Here is a 22,087-nt window from a genome sequence, read left to right on the forward strand (position 1 = left end):
ACGCCCCATATCTGATGATTTATGTCAATTCAGAAACCATTCTGAATAATGACCGTTTTTTCTCTCCTTATATGAGGAGAGTTATCCACATCATAGAAAAAAATCATTTAACAATTACCTATATATCACTAGTTTAACTGTAGCAGAGGTGTGCATAAAAAGCAAGGATGTTTTCAGGAGAATGACTGTAAAACTGAAAACAGTAGCCAAAATGCTAAAAATGTTGTAGAATGAAGCTATGTATAATCGCATACATAAGGAGGAACATATAATGCAAAGAAAGAGGATATTAAGTGTGCTGGCAGTTATGCTGGTATGCATTTTCGCATTATCTGCATGCAAGAAGCAGGCAGGCAAGCCGGTAGATAATGCGATTACAGAAGATACAGAGGAAGAAAAAGAAGAAGAGGAAGAAGACGTACTGGTATTTGGATTTTCGGCAATTGATATGGAAAATCCATATTTTATAACATTAGAGAAGGCAATTAAGGAAGTATTGGATGAAAGTGAGTATCAGTTGATCACAAAGGATCCTGCATCAGATGTAGAGCTTCAGGAACAGCAGATTCAGGAGATGATAGATGAAGGAATTGATGCAATCTTTCTGTGTCCGGTTGATTGGGAAGCAATCACTCCGTCCCTGGAGGCTCTGAAGGAAGCGGGTGTGAAGATTATCAATGTAGACACGCAGGTAAAAGAAATGGATTATGTAGATGCGTACATAGGCTCGGATAATCAGAAAGCCGGAAGAATCTGCGGAGAAGACCTGATTGAAAAGTGTCCGGATGGCGGAAAGATCGCTATTCTGGAGGCGACTGCTCAGAATTCAGTCAATGACCGTATCACGGGATTTGAAGAGGCTATTGCCAAAGCAGAGAATGGCTTTGAAGTGGTAGCAAGAGAGAATACCGACGGAAGTTTTGAAAAGGGGCTGGAAGGTGCGAAAAAGATCATAAGTGAGAATCCGGATCTGACTGCGATCATGTGTGGAAATGACCAGACAGCGGTGGCGGCTAAGACAGCACTCAACCTTGCCGGGATGGATAAAGTTCTGATATACGGTGTGGATGGGTCGCCGGATATCAAGAAGGAACTGAAGAAAACCGGCAGCCAGATTGCAGGGACTGCAGCGCAATCACCGATCAATATTGGAAAGACCGCTGCTAAAGTGGCAATCTGTATGATGAATGGAAAAGACTATGAAAAAGAAACATATGAAGATGTATTTATGATTGATGAAAATAATGTTGATATGTACGGTGTAGATGGATGGCAATAGAACAGGGAAGGCATCACTTCAGGAGGTAGCAGCAGAGCTGATGCGCACTTGAACAGGAGGATATGACATGAAACAGATACAGGGACAACCATTACCAATAGGAGTTACAGTGAACGATAATCAGGTGAACTTTGCAGTAGCGGTTCCGAAAAACAGGGAGTGTCGGCTGCTTTTGTACCGGAAAGGGGAGCAAAAGCCATGTGATGAATATGAGATGGAGTTGTCCGTGGGAGAAGTGCGTGCGCTTGCGTTGCAGGAGATAGATCCATTGGAATATGAATACAATTATGAAGTGGACGGAGAGGTCATGGTCGATCCATATGCCAGAGCCATTGCAGGCAGAGAAGAGTGGCAGAATAAAAGAAATGTGCAGGAGCATGAAGTAAGAGGCGTTCTGGTAAATGATACTTACGACTGGGAAGAGGACCGGCCGCTTCGGCTCCCATATCATCAGGCGATTGCCTACAGCCTTCATGTGCGCGGATTTACCAGACATTCCTCCTCACAGGTGAAGCATAAGGGAACATTTCAGGGACTGATTGAAAAGCTTCCTTATCTCTGTGAGCTTGGAATCAATCAGATCCACTGTATGCCGGTCTATGAGTTTGAAGAATGTACGCCAAACTGCAATTACTGGGGATATGGAAGTGCGTATTATTTTGCACCGAAGAGTGCATATTCCAGTACCGGAGATGGAGTGAATGGTCTTAAAGATATGGTAAAGGCATGTCACAGGTGCGGAATCGAGGTTGTTCTCGAGATGCCGTTTTCAGATGATATCTCCAGACAGATGATGATTGAATGTCTGCGATATTATGTAATGCAGTATCATATTGACGGATTTATCGTAAACCCGGTGCTTCTGTCCGTAGATGAACTTCGGGAAGATCCGATCCTCAAAGGTACAAAGCTGCTGGTACATCAGCTGGGATTTCAGACAGCCATGCGCCGTTTTTTAAAGGGCGATGAAGGCATGATCAATGATGTGATATACTGGCTGAAGCATCATGCTGAAAAACAGGATTCGTTCAACAGTATTTCCGGTCAGAATGGATTTACTCTTAATGACCTGGTATCATACGACGGAAAGCATAATGAAGCCAATGGAGAAAATAACCGGGATGGTTCGGATTATAATTTCAGCTGGAACTGTGGAGCGGAGGGGCCGACAAGGAAAAAGGCGGTTCTGGAGCTTCGAAAAAAACAGATTCGCAATGCATATTTTCTGGTGCTTCTGTCTCAGGGTACGCCGTGTATTCTTGCAGGAGACGAGTTTGCAAATACGCAGAAAGGCAATAATAATGCATATTGTCAGGATAATCCAATTGGCTGGCTGGACTGGAAAAAACTGGAGAAAGAAAAAGAGCTGTATGAGTTTGTCCGCGACCTGATCCACATCCGCAAGAAGTATCCGATCTTTGCACCGGAAAAAGAACTGTTGGGAATCGACCGTTCATCCTGTGGAGTGCCGGATGTGTCTTATCATGGGGAAAATGCATGGCAGGTGCAGTCAGAGGTATCAAGCAGACAGCTTGGTGTATATTACAGTGGCGCATATATGGACAGTGAAGACTGGTTTGTTGCTTATAATATGCATTGGCTGGAGCATTCCTTTGCGATCCCGGCATTGCCAAAGGGGAAAAAATGGTATCTGATGGCATCTACAGATGAGGGTGTTCTTGATGAACCTGTATTGCTGGAGGGTCAGCGTATCATTGATATTAAAGAGAGGACGATTATGGTTATGATCGCCCGGTAGAGAATTGGAAAGTGGAATGAGGCAATTATGAAAGCATGGCAGCATTTGCGTACAATTAATCATCATAAATATCTGGTAATGAAACATTGTTTTAAGGTGGGGTTATACAGACAGGGACTGCTCCATGATCTGTCCAAATATTCACCGACAGAGTTCTGGGTGGGATGCAGATACTATCAGGGCAACAGAAGTCCGAATAATGCAGAACGGGAGGCTACCGGATATTCGAAGGCGTGGCTTCATCATAAAGGAAGAAATAAGCATCATTATGAGTATTGGATTGATTACAGTGTGAATCCGGAGGAGGGAATCGTGGGGCAGAAGATGCCAACCAGATATGTCATTGAGATGTTTATGGACCGGATCGCGGCTTCCAAGACTTATCAGGGAGATCAGTACAGAGATTCTCATCCCCTGGAATATTATGAGCAGGGTGCGGCAAAGCTGGGCAATATGATCCATCCGGAGACTGCGGCTCTGTTACATAAGCTGCTTAAAATGCTGGCAGAAGAGGGAGAAGAAAAAACATTTTCCTACATCCGAAAAAAGATTTTGAAAAATAATAAAAAAATGTAAAATACTTGTTGACATTTTTGAATGAGTGATGTATTATATATTTCGTCAGCGCGAGAGCGACAGACAAATGCGGAAGTGTCGGAACTGGCAGACGAGCAAGACTAAGGATCTTGTGATCAATGCGATCGTGTGGGTTCAAGTCCCATCTTCCGCAGTAAACCCAAGCAATAGCTTGGGTTTTTTTGTGTGATTTTGTATGAATGAAGTATTATATAGTGTATAATAAAGGAAAGGGTTACTAAAACGGATTAAGACGGAAATTAAAGGAAGTGTTTCATAGCGAGGAGGAATGGATGATGTTAGAGAAGCTGGATCTTACGAAGTCGATGGGAAAGTCGGAATATAAGGAGAAGATGGTGGAACTTGAGGCCAGGATCGGAAGACTTCAGAGGGAGTGCAGAAGTCTTGGGATTCCGGTTATGATCGCTTTTGAAGGATATGGTGCCTCCGGGAAGGGACTGCAGATCGGAGAACTGATTCAGGCGCTGGATCCGAGAGGATTTGAAGTATATGCTGTGAAGAATGAGACGAAAGAGGAGCAGATGCATCCTTTTATGTGGAGATTCTGGACAAAGCTTCCGGAAAAGGGCAGGATTGCAATCTATGACAGCAGCTGGTACCGGAAGGTTCTGGTGGATCGGTTTGATAAGAAGACGAAAAAGAAAGATCTTGACAGGGCGTTTCAGTCGATCTGTGCTTTTGAAGAGCAGCTGACAGCAGACGGAATGGTGATCATCAAGATATTCCTGGCGATTGATCAGGAAGAGCAGAAGCGAAGGTTTGAAAGACTTTCGGAATCTCCGGAAACCGCGTGGAGAGTCAGCAAGGGGGACTGGAAACGGAATCAGAAGTTTGAAAAGTATCAGGCAATGAATGAAGAGATGCTGAACCGGACGGATACACAGTATGCACCGTGGCATATTGTGGAGGCAACAGACCGAAGATATGCGACCGCCAGAATCTATGCTGTCGTGGCTGACCGGTTGGAAGAACAGGTGAAGCTGGTAAAAGAGAGAATGGAACAGGAAAAGGTACAGCAAGATCGGGGGACAGAGAATCCGGAAGTAGAACGAGAGGCGTCCGGTCAGGAAGGGCCGGAACAGGAACGGGATCAGAGGGAATCCATTCTTGCAAAAGCTGATCTGAGTCTGTCCTACTCAAAAGAGGAATATAAGAAGCGGCTGATGGAGCTGCAGAAGCGGATGGAATTGCTCCATGGAGAGCTGTACCGGAAAAGGATTCCGGTTGTGATCGGTTTTGAAGGATGGGATGCAGGAGGAAAAGGCGGAGCGATCAAGCGTCTGACGAGAAAGATGGATCCCAGAGGATATGTGGTTCATCCGACGGCTTCTCCGACGGAGAGAGAAAAGGCGCACCATTATCTGTGGCGTTTCTGGACCGATATGCCAAAAGCAGGACACGTTACGATATTTGACCGTACCTGGTACGGACGGGTGATGGTTGAGCGAATTGAAGGTTTCTGTACAAAGCAGGAATGGCAGAGGGCTTATAAAGAGATCAATGATATGGAGAGAGATCTTACGGATGCAGGAGCAATTGTTCTGAAGTTCTGGATGCAGATTGACAGGGATGAGCAGGAGCGAAGATTCAAGGCGAGACAGCAGAATCCGGAAAAACAATGGAAAATTACGGATGAGGACTGGAGAAACCGGGAGAAGTGGGATCAGTATGAAGAAGCGGTAAATGAGATGCTGATCCGGACATCTACACCGAAAGCTCCATGGATCGTTGTAGAGGGAAACTGTAAATATTATGCAAGAATTAAAGTGCTTGAAACGGTAGTAGAGGCGATTGAAGCACGTCTGGAACAGGAAAGGAGCGACCGCGCATGACGATAAGAGAACAGCTGGAGGCAAGAGAACTGGAATATCTGAGTCCTTATGCTTCTCTGAGCAGCAAGTCGATGGGAAGGGAGCGGAAGGAGGAAGAATGTGATATACGTCCGGTATATCAGAGAGACCGGGACCGTATTCTTCACTGCAAGTCCTTCCGGCGCCTGAAACAGAAGACACAGGTATTTCTGCTTCCGAAGGGAGATCACTACAGAACGAGACTCACCCATACGCTTGAAGTGTCTCAGAATGCGAGGACTGTTGCAAAGGCATTGCGTCTGAATGAAGACCTGGCAGAAGCAATCGCGCTGGGACATGATCTGGGGCACACACCTTTCGGACATGCGGGAGAGCGGGCCCTGAATGCTGTGTGTCCGACCGGATTCAGGCACAATGAGCAGAGTGTCAGAGTTGTGGAATGCCTGGAAAAGCAGGGAGAGGGCCTGAATCTGACATGGGAGGTCAGAGACGGGATCCGCAATCATAAGACCAGCGGCACACCACATACACTGGAGGGACAGATCGTGCAGCTTTCAGACAAGATTGCCTATATCAATCATGACATTGATGATGCGATCAGGGGAGGAATCCTGAAAGAGGAGGATATTCCCTGGGAGTACCGGAGTATTCTTGGGCCGACGACCAGAGTCAGACTGGATACGATGATACACGATGTGATTATCAGCAGCATGGATCAGCCGGAGATCAGAATGTCACCCGGGATACGTGAGGCAGTGATGGGGCTTCGCCGATTCCTGTTCGAACACGTCTATGAGAATCCGGTGGCTAAGGGCGAAGAATCAAAAGCAATCAATATGATCACGAATCTGTATGAATATTATATCCGGCATGAAGAATTGCTGCCGGAGCAGTTCCGGAGTAATATGGAAGCCGGAAGGGCAAGCCTGGAACAGACGGTGTGTGATTATATCGCGGGAATGACGGATACATATGCTGTGAAAAAGTTTGAAGAATATTTTGTTCCGGAATCCTGGAAATATTAAAGGAAATCAGATGGTTTTGTCGAATATTATATATGAGGAGATTTTATATGTATTATTCTGATGAAATAATTGAAGAAGTAAGATCCAGAAATGATATTGTGGATGTGATATCAAGCTACGTAAAGCTTCAGAAAAAGGGAAATTCTTATTTTGGACTGTGTCCGTTTCACAATGAGAAGTCCCCGTCCTTTTCTGTCAGCAGGCAGAAGCAGATGTACTATTGTTTTGGCTGCGGAGCCGGAGGAAATGTATTTACATTTCTGATGGAATACGAGAACTATACATTTGTTGAGGCTCTGAAATATCTGGCAGATCGTGCGGGAGTGGAACTTCCGGAAGAGGAATATTCCAAAGAAGCAAAAGAACGTGCAGATACCAGGGCGATCCTTCTGGAGATCAATAAGGCTGCCGCACAGTATTATTATGCACAGCTAAAGGGAGCACAGGGGGCACAGGGGCTTGCATACCTCAAAAAACGAGAGCTCACAGATGATACGATCAAAGCATTCGGTCTGGGATATTCGAACAAATACAGTGACGATCTGTACCGGTATCTCAAGTCGAAGGGATATAAGGATGATATGATCGCAAAAGCGGGGCTGATCACGATTGATGAAAAGCAGGGGGTATATGACAAGTTCTGGAACCGGGTGATGTTCCCGATCATGGACGCCAACAGCAGAGTCATCGGATTTGGTGGACGTGTTATGGGAGACGCAAAACCAAAGTATCTGAATTCACCGGAGACGATGATATTTGACAAAAGCAGGAATCTGTATGGTCTCAATCGGGCAAGAAGCACAAAGAAGCCGTATTTTCTTCTGTGTGAAGGATATATGGATGTGATATCGCTTCATCAGTCGGGATTCACCAATGCCGTGGCATCGCTGGGAACGGCGCTTACTTCCGGACATGCTTCACTGATCAAGCGATATGTGCAGGAGGTATATCTTACCTATGACAGTGATGGGGCCGGAACGAAAGCAGCCCTCAGAGCACTTCCGATTCTGAAGGAGGCGGGGATTACTGCAAGGATCATTCGAATGGAACCGTATAAAGATCCGGATGAGTTTATCAAAAATCTGGGAGCGGAAGCATTTGAAGAAAGGATCCATCAGGCGAGAAATGGTTTTATGTTTAGTCTGGAAGTCTTGGAGCGTGACTATGATATGACTTCACCGGAAGGCAAGACAGACTTCATGAAGGAAGTGGCAAGGCGGCTTACACAGTTCGATGAGGAGATTGAGCGCAATAATTACATAGAAGCCGTGGCGAAAGCGTATCATGTAGGATATGAAGACCTCAGAAAGCTGGTTGGCAGAATGGCAGTTCAGACAGGGCTTGCAACGCCGGCATCCAGACCCAGGCAGACGGTTGGTAAGGAAAAGAAGAAGGAAGATGGAATTTTGGTATCCCAGAAGATCCTTCTCACCTGGCTGATCGAGAGTGAAGATATCTTCCGGCAGATTGAGAAGTATATTACACCGGAGGATTTTACAGAGGGGCTGTATCGGACGGTTGCAGGACTCTTATACGAACAGTATGAAAGACATGAGGTCAATCCGGCACAGATTATGAATCATTTTACGGATGAAGAAGAACACCGGGAGGTTGCGGGGCTTTTTCACACCAGGATCAAGGAACTTACGACTGTGCGTGAACAGGAGAAAGCTCTGCAGGAGACGATTCTTCGGGTAAAGAATCACAGCATTGAAGAAGCAACGAAGCATCTGGATCCGACGGATATGAAAGGACTGCAGAGGCTGATGAACGCCAAAAGAGAATTGCAAGATCTTAAGGCACTGCATATTTCTATTAATTAAGGATAAAATATAAACAAGCAATGAGAGGATGGACAATACATGGATGAAAATGTAATGAAATTCCAGGAAAAATTAAGAGAGTTAGTTACACTTGGAAAGAAGAAAAAGAGTATTCTGGAAATTCAGGAGATTAATGATGTTTTTGCGGATATGGAATTAGATTCCGAAAAAATGGAAAAGGTATTCGACTATCTTGAGGCAAATAATATTGATGTACTGCGTATCAGTAATGATGACGATGATGATATACCGGATGACATTGTGATATCTGAGGAAGATGATATTGACGTAGAGAAGATTGATCTGTCTGTTCCGGACGGAATCAGTATAGAAGATCCGGTACGTATGTATCTGAAAGAGATTGGTAAGGTTCCTCTTCTGACGGCAGAAGAAGAAGTAGAACTTGCAAAAAGAATGGCAGACGGAGATGAGGATGCCAAGAAGCGTCTTGCAGAAGCGAATCTTCGTCTGGTAGTCAGTATAGCAAAACGTTATGTCGGACGCGGAATGCTTTTCCTGGATCTGATTCAGGAAGGAAATCTGGGTCTGATCAAGGCTGTGGAAAAGTTTGATTATCATAAAGGATTTAAGTTCAGTACTTATGCAACCTGGTGGATCCGCCAGGCGATCACAAGAGCGATCGCAGATCAGGCAAGAACCATCCGTATCCCGGTGCATATGGTAGAGACGATCAACAAGCTGATCCGTGTTTCCAGACAGCTTTTACAGGAACTCGGACGGGAACCTACGCCGGAAGAGATTGCGGCAGAGCTGGACATGCCGGTAGAAAGAGTGCGTGAGATCCTCAAGATTTCTCAGGAACCGGTATCTCTTGAGACTCCGATCGGAGAGGAAGAGGACAGTCATCTGGGTGACTTCATACAGGATGATAATGTGCCGGTTCCGGCAGAGGCGGCCGCACAGACACTTCTGAAAGAGCAGTTGGATGAGGTTCTGGACACACTGACAGAGAGAGAGCAGAAAGTACTCAGACTTCGCTTTGGTATGAATGACGGCCGTGCCCGTACACTGGAAGAGGTTGGAAGAGAATTCGACGTTACCCGTGAGCGTATTCGTCAGATTGAGGCGAAAGCGCTTCGTAAGCTGCGTCATCCGAGCCGCAGCAGAAAATTAAGAGATTATCTGGATTAAGAAAGAGGCGCCTATGGAACTATCAAAAAGACTTTATGCGGTTGCGGGTCTGGTGACAGAGGGCGCCTCTGTTGCCGATATCGGAACCGATCATGGATACATACCGATCTATCTGGTACAGCAGGGGATAGCTTCTCATGTGATCGCGATGGACATTAACAAAGGACCGCTGGAGAGAGCGAAGATGCACATCATCGGACACGGACTGAAGGAGCAGATTGAAACGAGATTATCCGATGGACTTGCTGCGGTCGCTCCGGGAGAAGTGGATACGATGATCGCTGCCGGTATGGGCGGAGGTCTGGTCATCCGGATCCTGACGGAGGGAAAAGAAGTGGCGGATACGATTACTTCATTTGTACTGCAGCCACAGTCAGAGATTCAAAGGGTCCGAAGATATCTGAATGAACACGGATACCGGATCATACAGGAAGATATGGTGGAAGAGGATGGAAAATACTATCCAATGATGCGTGTTGTTCATGGAGAGGCGGAAGTCTACACTGCCTGTGAATATCTGTATGGACGATGCCTTCTGAGGAATCAGCATCCGGTTCTTGAAAAATATCTGAAGCGTGAGCTTCAGATCAAGGAAAGTGTATTCTGTCAGCTTATGAAGCATAAGAGCAGCGAAAGTGCTTTCAGCCGAATGGAAGAATTGAAAACAGAGATGGAAATGGTAAAGGAAGCTCTGAATTACTATCCATAACAGACAGACGAAAAGGAGTAGATGTAATGCTTTGTAAAGAGATCATGGAGGTCATAGAACAGACGTATTCCCGCGCGTATGCAATGAGCTGGGACAATGTGGGACTTCTTGTGGGAAGGGATGATAAGGAGGTACAGAAGATCTATCTGGCAGTGGATGCAACGGATGAAGTGATTGATGCAGCCGTCAGCTGCCATGCGGATATGCTGGTCACACATCATCCGATGATCTTCGGTGCATTGAAGCAGATCAATAACCGTGATTTTATCGGAAAAAGAATTCTCCGACTGATACAGAATGATATTTCCTGTTATGCCATGCACACCAATTATGATGTGAAGGGAATGGCGGAATTGTCGGGGAAGATGATGGGATATGAAAACGCACAGGTGCTGGAGGTTACCTGTACAGAGGAAACCGGTGACGGATCTGTGACGGAAGGCATCGGAAGGGTTGCAGACCTTAAAGAACCGGTCACATTGAAGGAATACTGCGACAAGGTGAAGGAGGTGTTTCAGCTTCCGGGTGTGATTGCTTTCGGGGATATGGATGCCCTGATCCGTCGTGCGGCTATCTGTCCGGGATCCGGGAAGAGTGTGATCTCTGCAGCGATTGAAAAGGGGGCGGATGTTCTGGTTACCGGAGATATCGGACATCATGAAGGAATTGATGCAAAAGCGCAGGGACTTGCCATCATCGATGCAGGACATTACGGAATTGAGCATATATTTATAGAGGATATGAAACGATATCTGGAAGCCCATCTGGAAAATGTTCAGATCATCGGAGCACCGGTTCAGCATCCATATGTAATCTTGTAATTGTCAGATATAAAGGGGGAATATTATGGCAGGAAATATGTATCATGTTCAGATTGGAAATGAGATCCGACAGTATGAGGAGGGGACAACGTACCGTCAGATTGCAGAGGAGTATCAGAAAAACTACGCACACGATATTGTGCTGGTTTTTGTCAATGACAGGCTTCAGGAACTATTCAAAACAGTAAATTCTGACTGTACGATCTGCTTCGAGACAACCGGAGATTCTATTGGTCATAAGACTTATAAGCGAAGTATGAATCTGATGCTGGTAAAAGCGGTATACGATGTAGCAGAACACCGGAATATTGATAAAGTCAGGATTCATTATTCCGTAAGCAAAGGATATTACTGTACCATTGAAGGAAATATTGTTCTGAATCAGGAATTTCTGGATCGTGTGGAGGCGAGAATGCGTGATATGGTGGAACAGGACCTGCCGATTCAGAAGACATCCATCCATACTGATGATGCGATCGCCAGATTTGGACAATATGGAATGTACGATAAGGAGCGTCTGTTCCGTTACCGGAGAGTGTCGAAAGTCAATATCTACAGCATGAATGAATTTGAAGATTACTATTACGGATATATGGTGCCAAGTGCAGGTTATCTGAAGTATTTTAAACTATATCTGTATGATGAGGGATTCGTACTTCAGATGCCGACACAAAACGAACCGGAGACTGTTCCTCCGTTTGAACCTCAGAATAAGCTGTTCCAGGTATTGAAGGAATCGGTAAAATGGGGTGACATGCAGGGAATTGAAACGGTCGGAGATCTGAATGACAAGATTACCAGAAGTGATGTGCATGAAGTGGTACTGGTACAGGAGGCATTGCAGGAAAAGAAGATTGCAGAGATTGCAGGACAGATTACAGCCCGCAAGGATGTAAAATTTATCTTGATTGCAGGTCCGTCTTCTTCCGGAAAGACGACATTTTCCCACCGGCTCTCTATACAGCTTCGTGCCAATGGAATGATTCCGCATCCCATTGCGGTAGATAATTATTTTGTAGAGAGAGAAGATAATCCGAAAGATGAGAACGGTAATCCGGACTTTGAATGTCTGGAGGCGGTGGATGTGGAGCTGTTCAACCGACAGCTGCAGGAATTACTGGATGGAAAAGAAGTGGTGATCCCAACCTTTAATTTCGTGACAGGGCATAAGGAATATGGAAATCAGAAGATGAAGCTGGGAGAAAATGATGTTCTGGTCATCGAAGGAATTCATTGTCTGAATCCCAAATTGACCAGAAGCCTTGCAGATGCCAATAAATTTAAAATCTATATCAGTGCGCTCACACAACTAAATATAGATGAACATAACCGGATTCCGACGACTGATGGACGTCTGATCCGCCGAATTGTCCGGGATGCCAGAACCAGAGGCGCATCTGCGAAGAAAACGATCCGGATGTGGGAGTCTGTCAGAAACGGAGAAGAAAAAAATATCTTCCCATATCAGGAAGAAGCGGATGTGATGTTCAATTCGGCTCTGATCTATGAGCTTGCAGTTCTGAAACCATATGTAGAGGCACAACTATTTGGAATTGAGCGTGACTGTCCGGAATATCTGGAAGCGAAAAGACTCTTGAAATTTCTGGATTATTTTGTGGGGATTGGCAGCGAGACCGTGCCGGTGAATTCTCTGCTTAGAGAGTTTATCGGAGGAGGATGCTTCCGCATATAATAAATGGAATATATAAAGGGATTGTTGCAACAATCCCTTTATGACTTTGAGCTGTGATTAAGAATAAAAGTCTTTCAGATAATCAATTCGGGAAGTCATGTTCTGCATCAGCAGATCCACCAGAGTGACAGCGGCCATAGATTCGACAACGACTACTGCACGGGGAACGATGACTGGATCGTGCCTTCCGGTAATCTCGATGCTGATGTTATTACCGGAAGAGTCCACGGTACTCTGACTGCGGGCAATAGATGGCGTTGGCTTGATCGCTGCACGCAGAATGATCCGGCTTCCGTCGCTCAGACCGCCGAGTACTCCGCCTGAATGATTCGTCACTTTGCTGATTTGACCGTGATCCGCCTGGAATTCATCGTTATTGGTACTTCCATTTGCAAGGGAAGCCCGGAATCCGTCACCGATCTCGACTCCTTTTACGGCGCCGATGGACATAATTGCTTTTGCAAGAGAGGCATCGAGCTTCTGAAATACAGGTTCTCCGATTCCGGCCGGAACTCCGTCTATCACGCACTCAATGATTCCTCCGGCGGAATCTTTTTGTTCCATGCATTGTTTCAAATATGCAGATGCCTTTTTGGCATAATCGCAGTTTGGCATATACAGATGATTATTGGCGATATCCTGATAGTTGTACTCTGATTCAGGAATGCTAATATCGCCGATGGACCTGGTGTATGCGGTAAGGTGTATGCCAAGCTGATCCAGAATCCGGGAAGCAACAGCGCCTGCGGCAACACGCCCGATGGTTTCTCTTCCGGAAGTGCGGCCGCCTCCGCGGTAATCGCGAAAACCGTATTTGGCATCGAAGGTATAATCGGCATGTCCGGGACGGTAGCAGTTCATGATCTTGCTGTAATCATGAGAACGCTGATCGGTATTACGAACGATCAGTGAAATCGGAGTACCTGTTGTACGTCCTTCAAAGACGCCGGAAAGTATCTCGATTTCATCGGCCTCCTTACGTGCGGTTGTAAAGCTGCTTTGTCCGGGTCTGCGCCGGTTGAGGTATATCTGTATATCGGAGGCTGTAAGAGAAATACCGGCCGGACATCCGTCGATGACAACACCGAGCGCCGGACCGTGGGATTCTCCCCAGGTAGTAATTGTGAATAGAGTTCCATAAGTTGATCCTGCCATAGTATGTAAATCTCCTTCTTGTAAAGATGATTTTATTATATATAATAGAATAAAAACCTGCAATAATCAAATGTGACGGAAATCTTAATGAATTTTTTCGGTTTTTTTCCTGTACTTTTGAATATATGCATATTATAATGAAAAAGTATAAAAATCTATAGATATGTGTAAGCTTATCAAGAGGAGTATTATAATGGGAGATAAAGAGAAAAATGCTGATGAGATCATCGAAGAGACGATGAAAGAGATCTATCGGGATGTTCAGAGTCTGAACGATGATCTGGAGCTTGATGCAGATACGGATATTGACGTTGGAAATTTTGATGATGAGGAATTCGAAGGTGTCTCCGAGGATGACTATGAAGAAGAATATGAGGAAGATGAAGCAATGCAGGACGAAGAATATGAGGAAGACGAGGTGACGCCGGATGAGGAGGAGATGCCTTCTGAAAAGGTTCCGGTAAAGAAAAGCGGAAAGAAAAAAGCGGCTGTCATTGCAGCAGTCATAATCGGAGTACTGATTCTTGTCTATGCCGGATTTGCAATATATTTTAATCATCATTTCATGTTTTCAACAAAGATTAACGGAACCGATGTATCAATGAAAAGTGTGGAACAGGTAGAAGCCTACATGGAAAAGCAGGTTGCGGATTATGAATTGACGTTGAAAGAATCTGATGGAGATCAGGAACAGATTGACGGCACGGACATCTCACTGAAATATGTACCCGGAGATCAGCTTAAGAAGCTGGCAAAGCAGCAGAATAATCTTTTCTGGATTCAGTCTTTGTGGAATGAAGAGAATATTGAGGCTGAAGTAGGGGTAGAATATGATGAAAGTGCACTGGACCGGCTGATTGAGAATCTGGAGTGCCTTAAAGAAGAGAATCAGACGGCATCTGTGGATGCACATCCGGAATTTCAGACGGATCAGTTCGTAGTAGTTCCGGAAGTGATCGGAACACAGATTGACCGGGAAATTTTTGATAATGCAGTTAAAGAGGCGATTAATGGATTCCGGTCAGAGCTTGATCTGACGGAAACCGGGTGTTATTATGCACCGAAGTATGTTTCGGATTCCAAAGAAGTGATTGAGGCGACAGAGGCCATGAACAGTTATCTTGGCGCCTGTGTTACATATGACTTTAATCCATATACGGAAGTTGTGGATTCGTCTGTAATCTCACAGTGGGTGAAAGTAGATGGCGAGATGCAGGTAACGTTTGATGAAGCATCTGTAAGAGCTTATATTCAGTCGCTGGCAGAGAAGTATAATACGAAAGGCAAGGAGAGAACGTTTGTAACAGCTACGGGCAATACGGTTACCGTTTCCGGAGGAGGATATGGATGGCAGATCGATCAGGAGGCGGAGTACAATGCTTTGATCGCGAATATACAGAATGCAGAGACGGTTACCAGGGAACCGAATTATTCCAGCCGTGCAGCCAGCCATGAAGGTAATGATGTTGGAGGCACCTATGCAGAAGTGGATCTGACGAATCAGGTGATGTATTTTGTGCAGAATGGTCAGGTTGTATTGCAGACAGGTGTAGTTACCGGTAATCCGAACAGGGGAAATGCGACTCCACAGGGTGTATATTCTCTGGCTTATAAAGCGCTGAATCAGACTCTGAGGGGAACGAAGAGGCCGGATGGGACTTATGAATATGAGACTCCGGTAAAATACTGGATGCCATTTAATGGAGGAATCGGATTCCACGATGCACCGTGGCAGGCTTCCTTTGGAGGTTCCAGATATCAGACCAACGGCTCTCACGGATGTGTGAATATGCCAACGGATGCGGCGGCACAGTTGTATAATCTGATATCAGCCGGAACACCGGTAGTGGTACATTTTTAATTGAAATTAAAGTTGAGGATAAGATCATGTATGAATTGTTAAAGAAAGATGGTCTTGCGAAAAGAGGCAGATTGCATACGGTACATGGGGTCATTGAGACCCCTGTATTTATGAATGTCGGAACTGCTGCAGCTATAAAAGGTGCAGTAGCGACGACAGATCTGCAGGAGATCAAGACGCAGGTGGAACTTTCCAATACATACCATCTTCATGTCCGGCCGGGAGATGAAGTGGTGAAGAAGCTTGGAGGTCTTCATAAGTTTATGAACTGGGACAAGCCGATTCTGACGGATTCCGGTGGATTCCAGGTGTTTTCGCTCGCAGGACTTCGAAGGATTAAGGAAGAGGGCGTATATTTTAATTCTCACGTGGATGGACGGAAGATCTTTATGGGACCGGAAGAAAGCATGCAGATTCAGTCGAATCTTGCATCGACGATTGCGATGGCATTTGATGAGTGCCCTTCCAGTGTGGCCGATAAAGAGTATATTGAGAAATCGGTTGATCGGACAACGAGATGGCTTGTACGATGTAAAAATGAGATGGAGAGACTGAACGCTCTACCGGATACGATTAACAGGCAACAGATGCTTTTCGGAATCAATCAGGGTGGAATCTATGAGGATATCCGGGTTCGCCATGCGGATGAGATCGCCGGACTGGATCTGGATGGATATGCAATCGGTGGACTGGCAGTCGGGGAGACTCATGATGAGATGTATCGTATCCTCGATGCCGTTGTACCGCATCTTCCGGAAAACAAGCCGACCTATCTGATGGGTGTCGGTACACCTGCCAATATTCTGGAAGCGGTGGACCGGGGAGTTGACTTTTTTGACTGTGTATATCCGAGTCGTAACGGAAGACATGGACACGTGTATACCAACCATGGGAAGCTGAATCTTTTTAATGCGAAATATGAACTGGACGACAGACCGATTGAAGAGGGATGTCAGTGCCCGGCATGCCGTCATTATTCCAGAGCGTATATCCGTCATTTGCTGAAAGCAAAGGAAATGTTGGGAATGCGTCTTTGTGTACTTCATAATCTGTATTTTTATAACACGATGATGGAGGAGATACGGGATGCAATTGAGCAGGGCTGCTACAGAGAGTATAAAGAAAAGAAAATTGCCGGGGTTACGGAGAAAAATCAATAAAATTTTTATGAATAATCGTCGGAATTAGAAAAATAGCTTGATGAAATGTCTATTTTTGTGTATGATAGCAATAGTGTTTAAAGAAATGTAGGAGGAATTATTAGTTATGTTTTCATTAGCATCACAGAGTTCAGGCGGCAGTATGGTATTACTGATTGCAGTATATGCGTTAATCTTTGGAGGTTTCTGGTTTATTTTTATCAGACCACAGAAAAAAGAGCAGAAGAGAGTTCAGGCAATGATCGCTGAGATGGAAGTAGGCGATACTGTTCTGACAACCAGCGGTTTCTATGGAGTGATCATCGACATCAGTGAAGAAGATGTGATTGTGGAATTCGGAAGTAACAGAAACTGTCGTATCCCAATGCAGAAGGCAGCGATCGCTCAGGTTGAGAAAGCATCTGCAGAATAAGAGAGATTGTATATTTTGACGAACAAAAGAGCAGAAAAAAGGGAAGAGAACCTATAATGGTTCTCTTTTTTTGATGAAATTGCACAAAATCAGATACATAGACGCTTATGAGAGATATTCTCGCTAATCCGCTTGATATTTATTTCACAGGATGCTATACTGTCGTCGCAAAAGAAAAAGAGTAAGAGGAAGGAGAAGCAAAAATGGCACAGTTTGAACAGTGGGCTGGTTTCAAAGGAAGAAACTGGACAAATTCTGTAGATGTCCGCAGCTTTATTCAGGACAACTATACACCTTATGACGGGGACGAATCTTTTTTAGAGGGTCCGACAGAGGCAACGAACACCTTATGGGATGAACTGCAGAAACTGCAAAAGGAGGAGCGCGCAAAGGGCGGCGTTCTGGATATGGAGACAGAAGTTGTATCCGGACTGACTGCATATGGTGCAGGTTACATCAATGAAGAGTTAAAAGATCTGGAAAAAGTGGTAGGTCTTCAGACAGATAAACCTCTGAAAAGAGCATTTATGCCATATGGAGGAATCAAGATGGCCGAGCAGGCTTGTATTACTTACGGATATCAACCGAGTGAAAAGATACATGAGATCTTTACAAAGTATCACAAGACACACAATCAGGGGGTATTTGATGTATACACACCGGAGATGAAAAAAGCCAGACACAATAAAATCATCACTGGTCTTCCGGATACCTATGGAAGAGGACGTATTGTTGGTGACTATCGCCGGGTAGCGCTGTACGGTATTGATTTCCTGATTGAGAAGAAGCAGTATGACTTCGAACGTTATGCAAGACATGGTATGAAGGGAACAGACTTCCGTCTTCGTGAAGAGGTTGCGGATCAGATTCATGCACTGCAGGATATGAAAGTCATGGCGGCTGCTTATGGATATGACATCTCACAGCCTGCAAAGGATGCCCGTGAGGCAGTACAGTGGCTGTATTTCGGATATCTTGCAGCTATTAAGACCCAGAATGGCGCGGCTATGAGTGTTGGCCGTATCTCGACCTTCCTCGATATATATATTGAAAGAGATTTAAAAGCAGGCAAGATTACAGAAGCCGAGGCTCAGGAACTGATCGATCACATGGTTATGAAGTTCCGTATGGTGAAGTTCGCAAGAATTCCTTCTTACAATGAGTTGTTCTCCGGTGATCCGGTATGGGCGACTCTGGAAATGGGCGGACTTGGACAGGATGGACGTTCTATGGTTACAAAGAACGATTATCGTTTCCTGCATACACTGGAGAATATGGGACCAGCACCGGAACCGAACCTTACTGTTCTGTATTCTTCCAAACTGCCGGATAATTTCAAGAAATACGCCGCATATATTTCTGTGAAGACAAGTTCTGTACAGTATGAAAATGATGATGTGATGCGTCCGGTATGGGGGGATGACTATTCAATCTGCTGCTGCGTATCTGCAACGCAGACCGGAAAAGAAATGCAGTTCTTCGGTGCACGTGCCAACCTGGCTAAGTGTCTGTTATATGCTATCAACGGTGGTGTGGATGAAAAGAGCAAACAGCAGGTAGCACCGGCATATAAGCCGATTACTTCAGAATATCTGGATTATGATGAAGTGATGGAGCGTTATGATGAGATGATGGAATGGCTGAGCAAGTTGTATGTAGATACATTGAATATGATTCATTATATGCATGACAAGTACAACTATGAAGCAGCAGAGATGGCTCTGATCGATACCAATGTAAGACGTACATTTGCAACGGGTATTGCCGGATTTTCACATGTAATCGATTCTCTGTGTGCGATCAAGTATGCAAAGGTGAAACCAATCCGTGACGAGGATGGTATCGCAGTAGATTTTGAGATTGAAGGCGACTTCCCAAGATACGGTAACGATGATGACCGTGCAGATGATATGGCAATCTGGCTTCTGAAGACATTCATGCATAAACTGAACAAATGCCATACTTACAGAAATTCCGAGCCAACGACATCCATCCTTACGATTACATCCAACGTTGTATACGGTAAGGCTACCGGATCACTTCCGGACGGAAGAAAAGCAGGAGAACCACTGTCACCTGGTGCAAATCCATCTTATGGAGCAGAAAAGAATGGTCTTCTGGCATCACTGAACTCTGTAGCCAAGCTTCCATATGAGCTGGCACTGGATGGAATCTCCAATACACAGACCATCAGCCCGGGGGCACTTGGACACAATGATGAGGAGAGAAGAGATAATCTGGTAAATGTGATGGATGGTTACTTCGATCAGGGGGCACACCATCTGAATGTCAATGTATTTGGTACAGAAAAACTGATCGATGCAATGGAACATCCGGAAAAGCCAGAATATGCAAACTTCACGATCCGCGTATCCGGATATGCAGTAAAGTTCATTGACCTGACTCGTGAACAGCAGCTGGATGTAATTGCGAGAACCTGCCACGATCATATGTAGAATGCCAGGAATAATATGAAGTCAAGAATATAAAGGAGCAAAGAGATGACAAAGGGATATATACATTCCCTGGAAAGCTTTGGCTCTGTTGACGGTCCCGGAGTCCGGTATGTGATATTTACTTCCGGCTGTGCAATGCGCTGCCAGTTCTGCCACAACCCGGACACCTGGAATATGCAGTCGGGAACACCTTATACAGCGGATGAGCTGATTGCAAAGGCTGTAAAATACCGAACCTACTGGGGAAGTAAGGGTGGTATCACCGTCAGCGGAGGAGAACCGCTTCTTCAGATTGATTTTCTGACAGAACTCTTTCAAAAAGCAAAAGAAGAGGGAATTCATACGACGCTCGATACAAGCGGGCAGCCATTTACAAAAGAAGAACCATATTTTCAAAAGTTTCAGAAACTGATGGAAGTAACAGATCTTGTAATGCTTGATCTTAAGCATATGGATGAGGAACAGCACCGAATGCTGACCGGACACACCAACCGCAATATACTGGAGCTTGCCGATTATCTGTCAGACATCGGAAAACCAGTATGGATCCGGCATGTGCTGGTGCCGCAGAGAAGTGATGAAGATGTGTATCTGAACCGCCTTCGTGACTATATTCGGACACTTCATAATGTTGAGAAAGTTGAGATCCTTCCATATCATACATTAGGAATATATAAATGGAAGGAACTGGGACTTACGTATTCGCTGGAAGGAATTGAGCCACCGACAAAAGAGCGGATTGAGAATGCAAATCAGATACTGGAAACTGAAAAGTATGATAATCAGTTCAAATAATAGAAAAAGCAACAGGACGATTACGGAGCCGGTATGGTGCTCTGTAATCGTCCTGTTTTGCCATCTGTTAATTTATATCAGACGATGAATGAAACAGATTCTCTACGTAATTCTGCATCGCTTCGCGGCTTTTCATCTTTCGGGAACCATCAACAATCTGCTGTTGTTCACCGGCTGACAGGGAAGCAAATTGCCGCAGAACATCCGGGTGTTGAGCCAGAGACATTGTAAAACCGATTGGAAATTCTTCATCATGAAAAATCATAAAAGATCACCTCAATATCAATATGTACATAGTATGTGCAATTTGAAGAGAATTATAAGTGATATACAAGTAAAAATATAATAACTGTCAGAATATGACAATTTACTCAATTAAAGTCTTGAAACATGTATGAAAATAGGATAATATAAATGCTATAGATTTTTTTCTAAGGAAGGATGAGAACCATGAATCTGAAAATTGGTGTGATTAAAGGAGATGGAATTGGTCCGGAGATCGTTACGGAAGCAATGAAGGTCCTGGATAAAGTTGCAGAGGTGTATGGGCATACCTGTGAATATACACAGCTTTTGCTTGGCGGTGCTTCGATAGATGTTCACGGCGTTCCGCTTACAGATGAGACCATCGCAGAGGCAAAGGCATGTGATGCAGTATTGATGGGATCCATCGGAGGAGATGCGAAGACTTCTCCGTGGTATCAGCTGGAACCGTCAAAAAGACCGGAAGCCGGATTGTTAAAGATCAGAAAGTCGTTGAATCTGTTCGCAAACCTGAGACCGGCGATTTTGTATGATGAACTGAAGGGAGCATGTCCGCTGAAAGAAGAGATCACGGAAGGCGGATTTGATCTGATGATCATGCGTGAACTGACAGGTGGTCTGTATTTTGGGGAGAGAAAGACGGTGGAAGAAGATGGGGTACTGACCGCGTATGATTCTCTTACTTACAATGAAAATGAGATCCGCAGAATTGCAAAGCGGGGATTTGATATCGCGATGAAGCGCAGGAAAAAAGTGACCAGTGTTGATAAGGCAAATGTGCTGGATTCCTCCAGACTCTGGAGAAAAGTGGTTGAAGAAGTCGCGAAAGATTATCCGGAAGTGACTCTTGAGCATATGCTGGTTGATAACTGTGCGATGCAGCTTGTAAAGGATCCGAAGCAGTTTGATGTAGTGCTTACTGAGAATATGTTTGGAGATATCCTTTCAGATGAAGCCAGTATGGTGACGGGATCTATCGGTATGCTTGCCAGCGCAAGTCTGAATGAGACAAAATTCGGGTTATATGAACCAAGCGGTGGTTCAGCACCGGACATCGCAGGACAAGGAATTGCCAATCCGATCGCAACGATTCTGTCTGCTGCAATGATGCTTCGTTTCAGCTTTGATCTGGATCAGGAAGCAGATGCAATTGAAAAAGCAGTAGAGAAAGTATTGAAGGATGGATACAGAACGATTGATATTATGTCGGACGGAAAGACACAGGTCGGAACTGCCTGCATGGGTGATCTGATTGCTGAGAATATCTGAAGATGTGTTTATATATATTGATATAGAAGAGGAAAGGATATAAAAA

General features: G+C 44.9%; 18 protein-coding genes and 1 tRNA gene. 17 read left to right on the plus strand and 2 right to left on the minus strand.

The features are described 5' to 3' along the window. Positions 1–271 precede the first annotated feature (271 nt). The 11 genes from ABE547_RS04640 (at position 272) to ABE547_RS04690 (ending at position 12,669) form a co-directional block, all read left to right on the plus strand. On the plus strand, positions 272–1,279 hold the full coding sequence (locus tag ABE547_RS04640) for a sugar ABC transporter substrate-binding protein (RefSeq protein ID WP_347377661.1): 1,008 nt from the start codon (positions 272–274) through the stop codon (positions 1,277–1,279). A gap of 67 nt (positions 1,280–1,346) precedes the next feature. After that, complete coding sequence (locus ABE547_RS04645) at positions 1,347–3,038, plus strand: alpha-amylase family glycosyl hydrolase (protein ID WP_347377662.1); 1,692 nt, start codon at positions 1,347–1,349, stop codon at positions 3,036–3,038. Between the two features lie 27 nt (positions 3,039–3,065). Further along, entirely contained in the window at positions 3,066–3,614 is a 549-nt protein-coding gene (locus tag ABE547_RS04650; RefSeq protein WP_347377663.1) for a DUF5662 family protein, read from the plus strand. A gap of 69 nt (positions 3,615–3,683) precedes the next feature. Then, positions 3,684–3,768: transfer RNA gene (locus ABE547_RS04655), tRNA-Leu, on the plus strand. 142 nt (positions 3,769–3,910) lie between these two features. Further along, positions 3,911–5,467: a phosphate--AMP phosphotransferase gene (locus ABE547_RS04660; RefSeq protein ID WP_347377846.1), complete on the plus strand. Its 1,557-nt coding sequence runs from the start codon at positions 3,911–3,913 to the stop codon at positions 5,465–5,467. After that, positions 5,464–6,471, plus strand: a complete 1,008-nt coding sequence (locus tag ABE547_RS04665; RefSeq protein WP_347377664.1) for a deoxyguanosinetriphosphate triphosphohydrolase — start codon at positions 5,464–5,466, stop codon at positions 6,469–6,471. Before ABE547_RS04660 ends, ABE547_RS04665 begins: the two co-directional genes overlap by 4 nt. 47 nt (positions 6,472–6,518) lie before the next feature. Continuing rightward, on the plus strand, positions 6,519–8,294 hold the full coding sequence (dnaG, locus tag ABE547_RS04670; RefSeq protein WP_347377665.1) for a DNA primase: 1,776 nt from the start codon (positions 6,519–6,521) through the stop codon (positions 8,292–8,294). A 39-nt stretch (positions 8,295–8,333) separates the two neighbouring features. Then, entirely contained in the window at positions 8,334–9,446 is a 1,113-nt protein-coding gene (rpoD, locus tag ABE547_RS04675) for an RNA polymerase sigma factor RpoD (protein WP_347377666.1), read from the plus strand. Positions 9,447–9,459: 13 nt separating this feature from the next. Then, the gene (locus tag ABE547_RS04680; RefSeq protein ID WP_347377667.1) at positions 9,460–10,155 is read left to right on the plus strand and encodes a class I SAM-dependent methyltransferase; all 696 of its coding nucleotides are present in this window, start codon (positions 9,460–9,462) and stop codon (positions 10,153–10,155) included. A gap of 26 nt (positions 10,156–10,181) precedes the next feature. Further along, a complete protein-coding gene (locus ABE547_RS04685) occupies positions 10,182–10,976 on the plus strand; it encodes a Nif3-like dinuclear metal center hexameric protein (protein ID WP_347377668.1) in 795 nt (264 codons plus the stop codon). Between the two features lie 25 nt (positions 10,977–11,001). After that, complete coding sequence (locus ABE547_RS04690) at positions 11,002–12,669, plus strand: nucleoside kinase (RefSeq protein ID WP_347377669.1); 1,668 nt, start codon at positions 11,002–11,004, stop codon at positions 12,667–12,669. Between the two features lie 57 nt (positions 12,670–12,726). On the opposite strand, the gene aroC is transcribed toward ABE547_RS04690, so the two are convergent. Next, positions 12,727–13,824 (minus strand): chorismate synthase, encoded by a 1,098-nt coding sequence (aroC, locus tag ABE547_RS04695; protein WP_347377670.1) that lies wholly within the window; start codon positions 13,822–13,824, stop codon positions 12,727–12,729. Positions 13,825–14,017: 193 nt separating this feature from the next. Here aroC and ABE547_RS04700 point away from each other — a divergent pair, with 193 nt between their 5' ends. The 5 genes from ABE547_RS04700 (at position 14,018) to pflA (ending at position 20,508) form a co-directional block, all read left to right on the plus strand. Next, the gene (locus tag ABE547_RS04700; protein WP_347377671.1) at positions 14,018–15,685 is read left to right on the plus strand and encodes a L,D-transpeptidase family protein; all 1,668 of its coding nucleotides are present in this window, start codon (positions 14,018–14,020) and stop codon (positions 15,683–15,685) included. A gap of 26 nt (positions 15,686–15,711) precedes the next feature. After that, entirely contained in the window at positions 15,712–16,845 is a 1,134-nt protein-coding gene (tgt, locus tag ABE547_RS04705; protein WP_347377672.1) for a tRNA guanosine(34) transglycosylase Tgt, read from the plus strand. A 106-nt stretch (positions 16,846–16,951) separates the two neighbouring features. Continuing rightward, positions 16,952–17,257 carry a preprotein translocase subunit YajC gene (gene yajC / locus ABE547_RS04710; protein WP_347377673.1) on the plus strand — a complete coding sequence of 102 codons (306 nt, stop codon included), beginning with the start codon at positions 16,952–16,954 and terminating at the stop codon, positions 17,255–17,257. 203 nt (positions 17,258–17,460) lie between these two features. Continuing rightward, positions 17,461–19,713 (plus strand): formate C-acetyltransferase, encoded by a 2,253-nt coding sequence (pflB, locus tag ABE547_RS04715; RefSeq protein ID WP_347377674.1) that lies wholly within the window; start codon positions 17,461–17,463, stop codon positions 19,711–19,713. A gap of 45 nt (positions 19,714–19,758) precedes the next feature. Continuing rightward, complete coding sequence (pflA, locus tag ABE547_RS04720) at positions 19,759–20,508, plus strand: pyruvate formate-lyase-activating protein (RefSeq protein ID WP_347377675.1); 750 nt, start codon at positions 19,759–19,761, stop codon at positions 20,506–20,508. A 67-nt stretch (positions 20,509–20,575) separates the two neighbouring features. On the opposite strand, the gene ABE547_RS04725 is transcribed toward pflA, so the two are convergent. Continuing rightward, positions 20,576–20,773 carry a hypothetical protein gene (locus ABE547_RS04725; protein WP_347377676.1) on the minus strand — a complete coding sequence of 66 codons (198 nt, stop codon included), beginning with the start codon at positions 20,771–20,773 and terminating at the stop codon, positions 20,576–20,578. 185 nt (positions 20,774–20,958) lie between these two features. Between ABE547_RS04725 and leuB the strand changes: the two genes are divergently transcribed. After that, positions 20,959–22,041, plus strand: a complete 1,083-nt coding sequence (leuB, locus tag ABE547_RS04730; protein ID WP_347377677.1) for a 3-isopropylmalate dehydrogenase — start codon at positions 20,959–20,961, stop codon at positions 22,039–22,041. The last annotated feature ends 46 nt before the right edge of the window (positions 22,042–22,087 follow it).

The sequence above is a fragment of the Dorea sp. YH-dor226 genome (assembly GCF_039832105.1).
GTDB lineage: Bacteria > Bacillota > Clostridia > Lachnospirales > Lachnospiraceae > Dorea_A.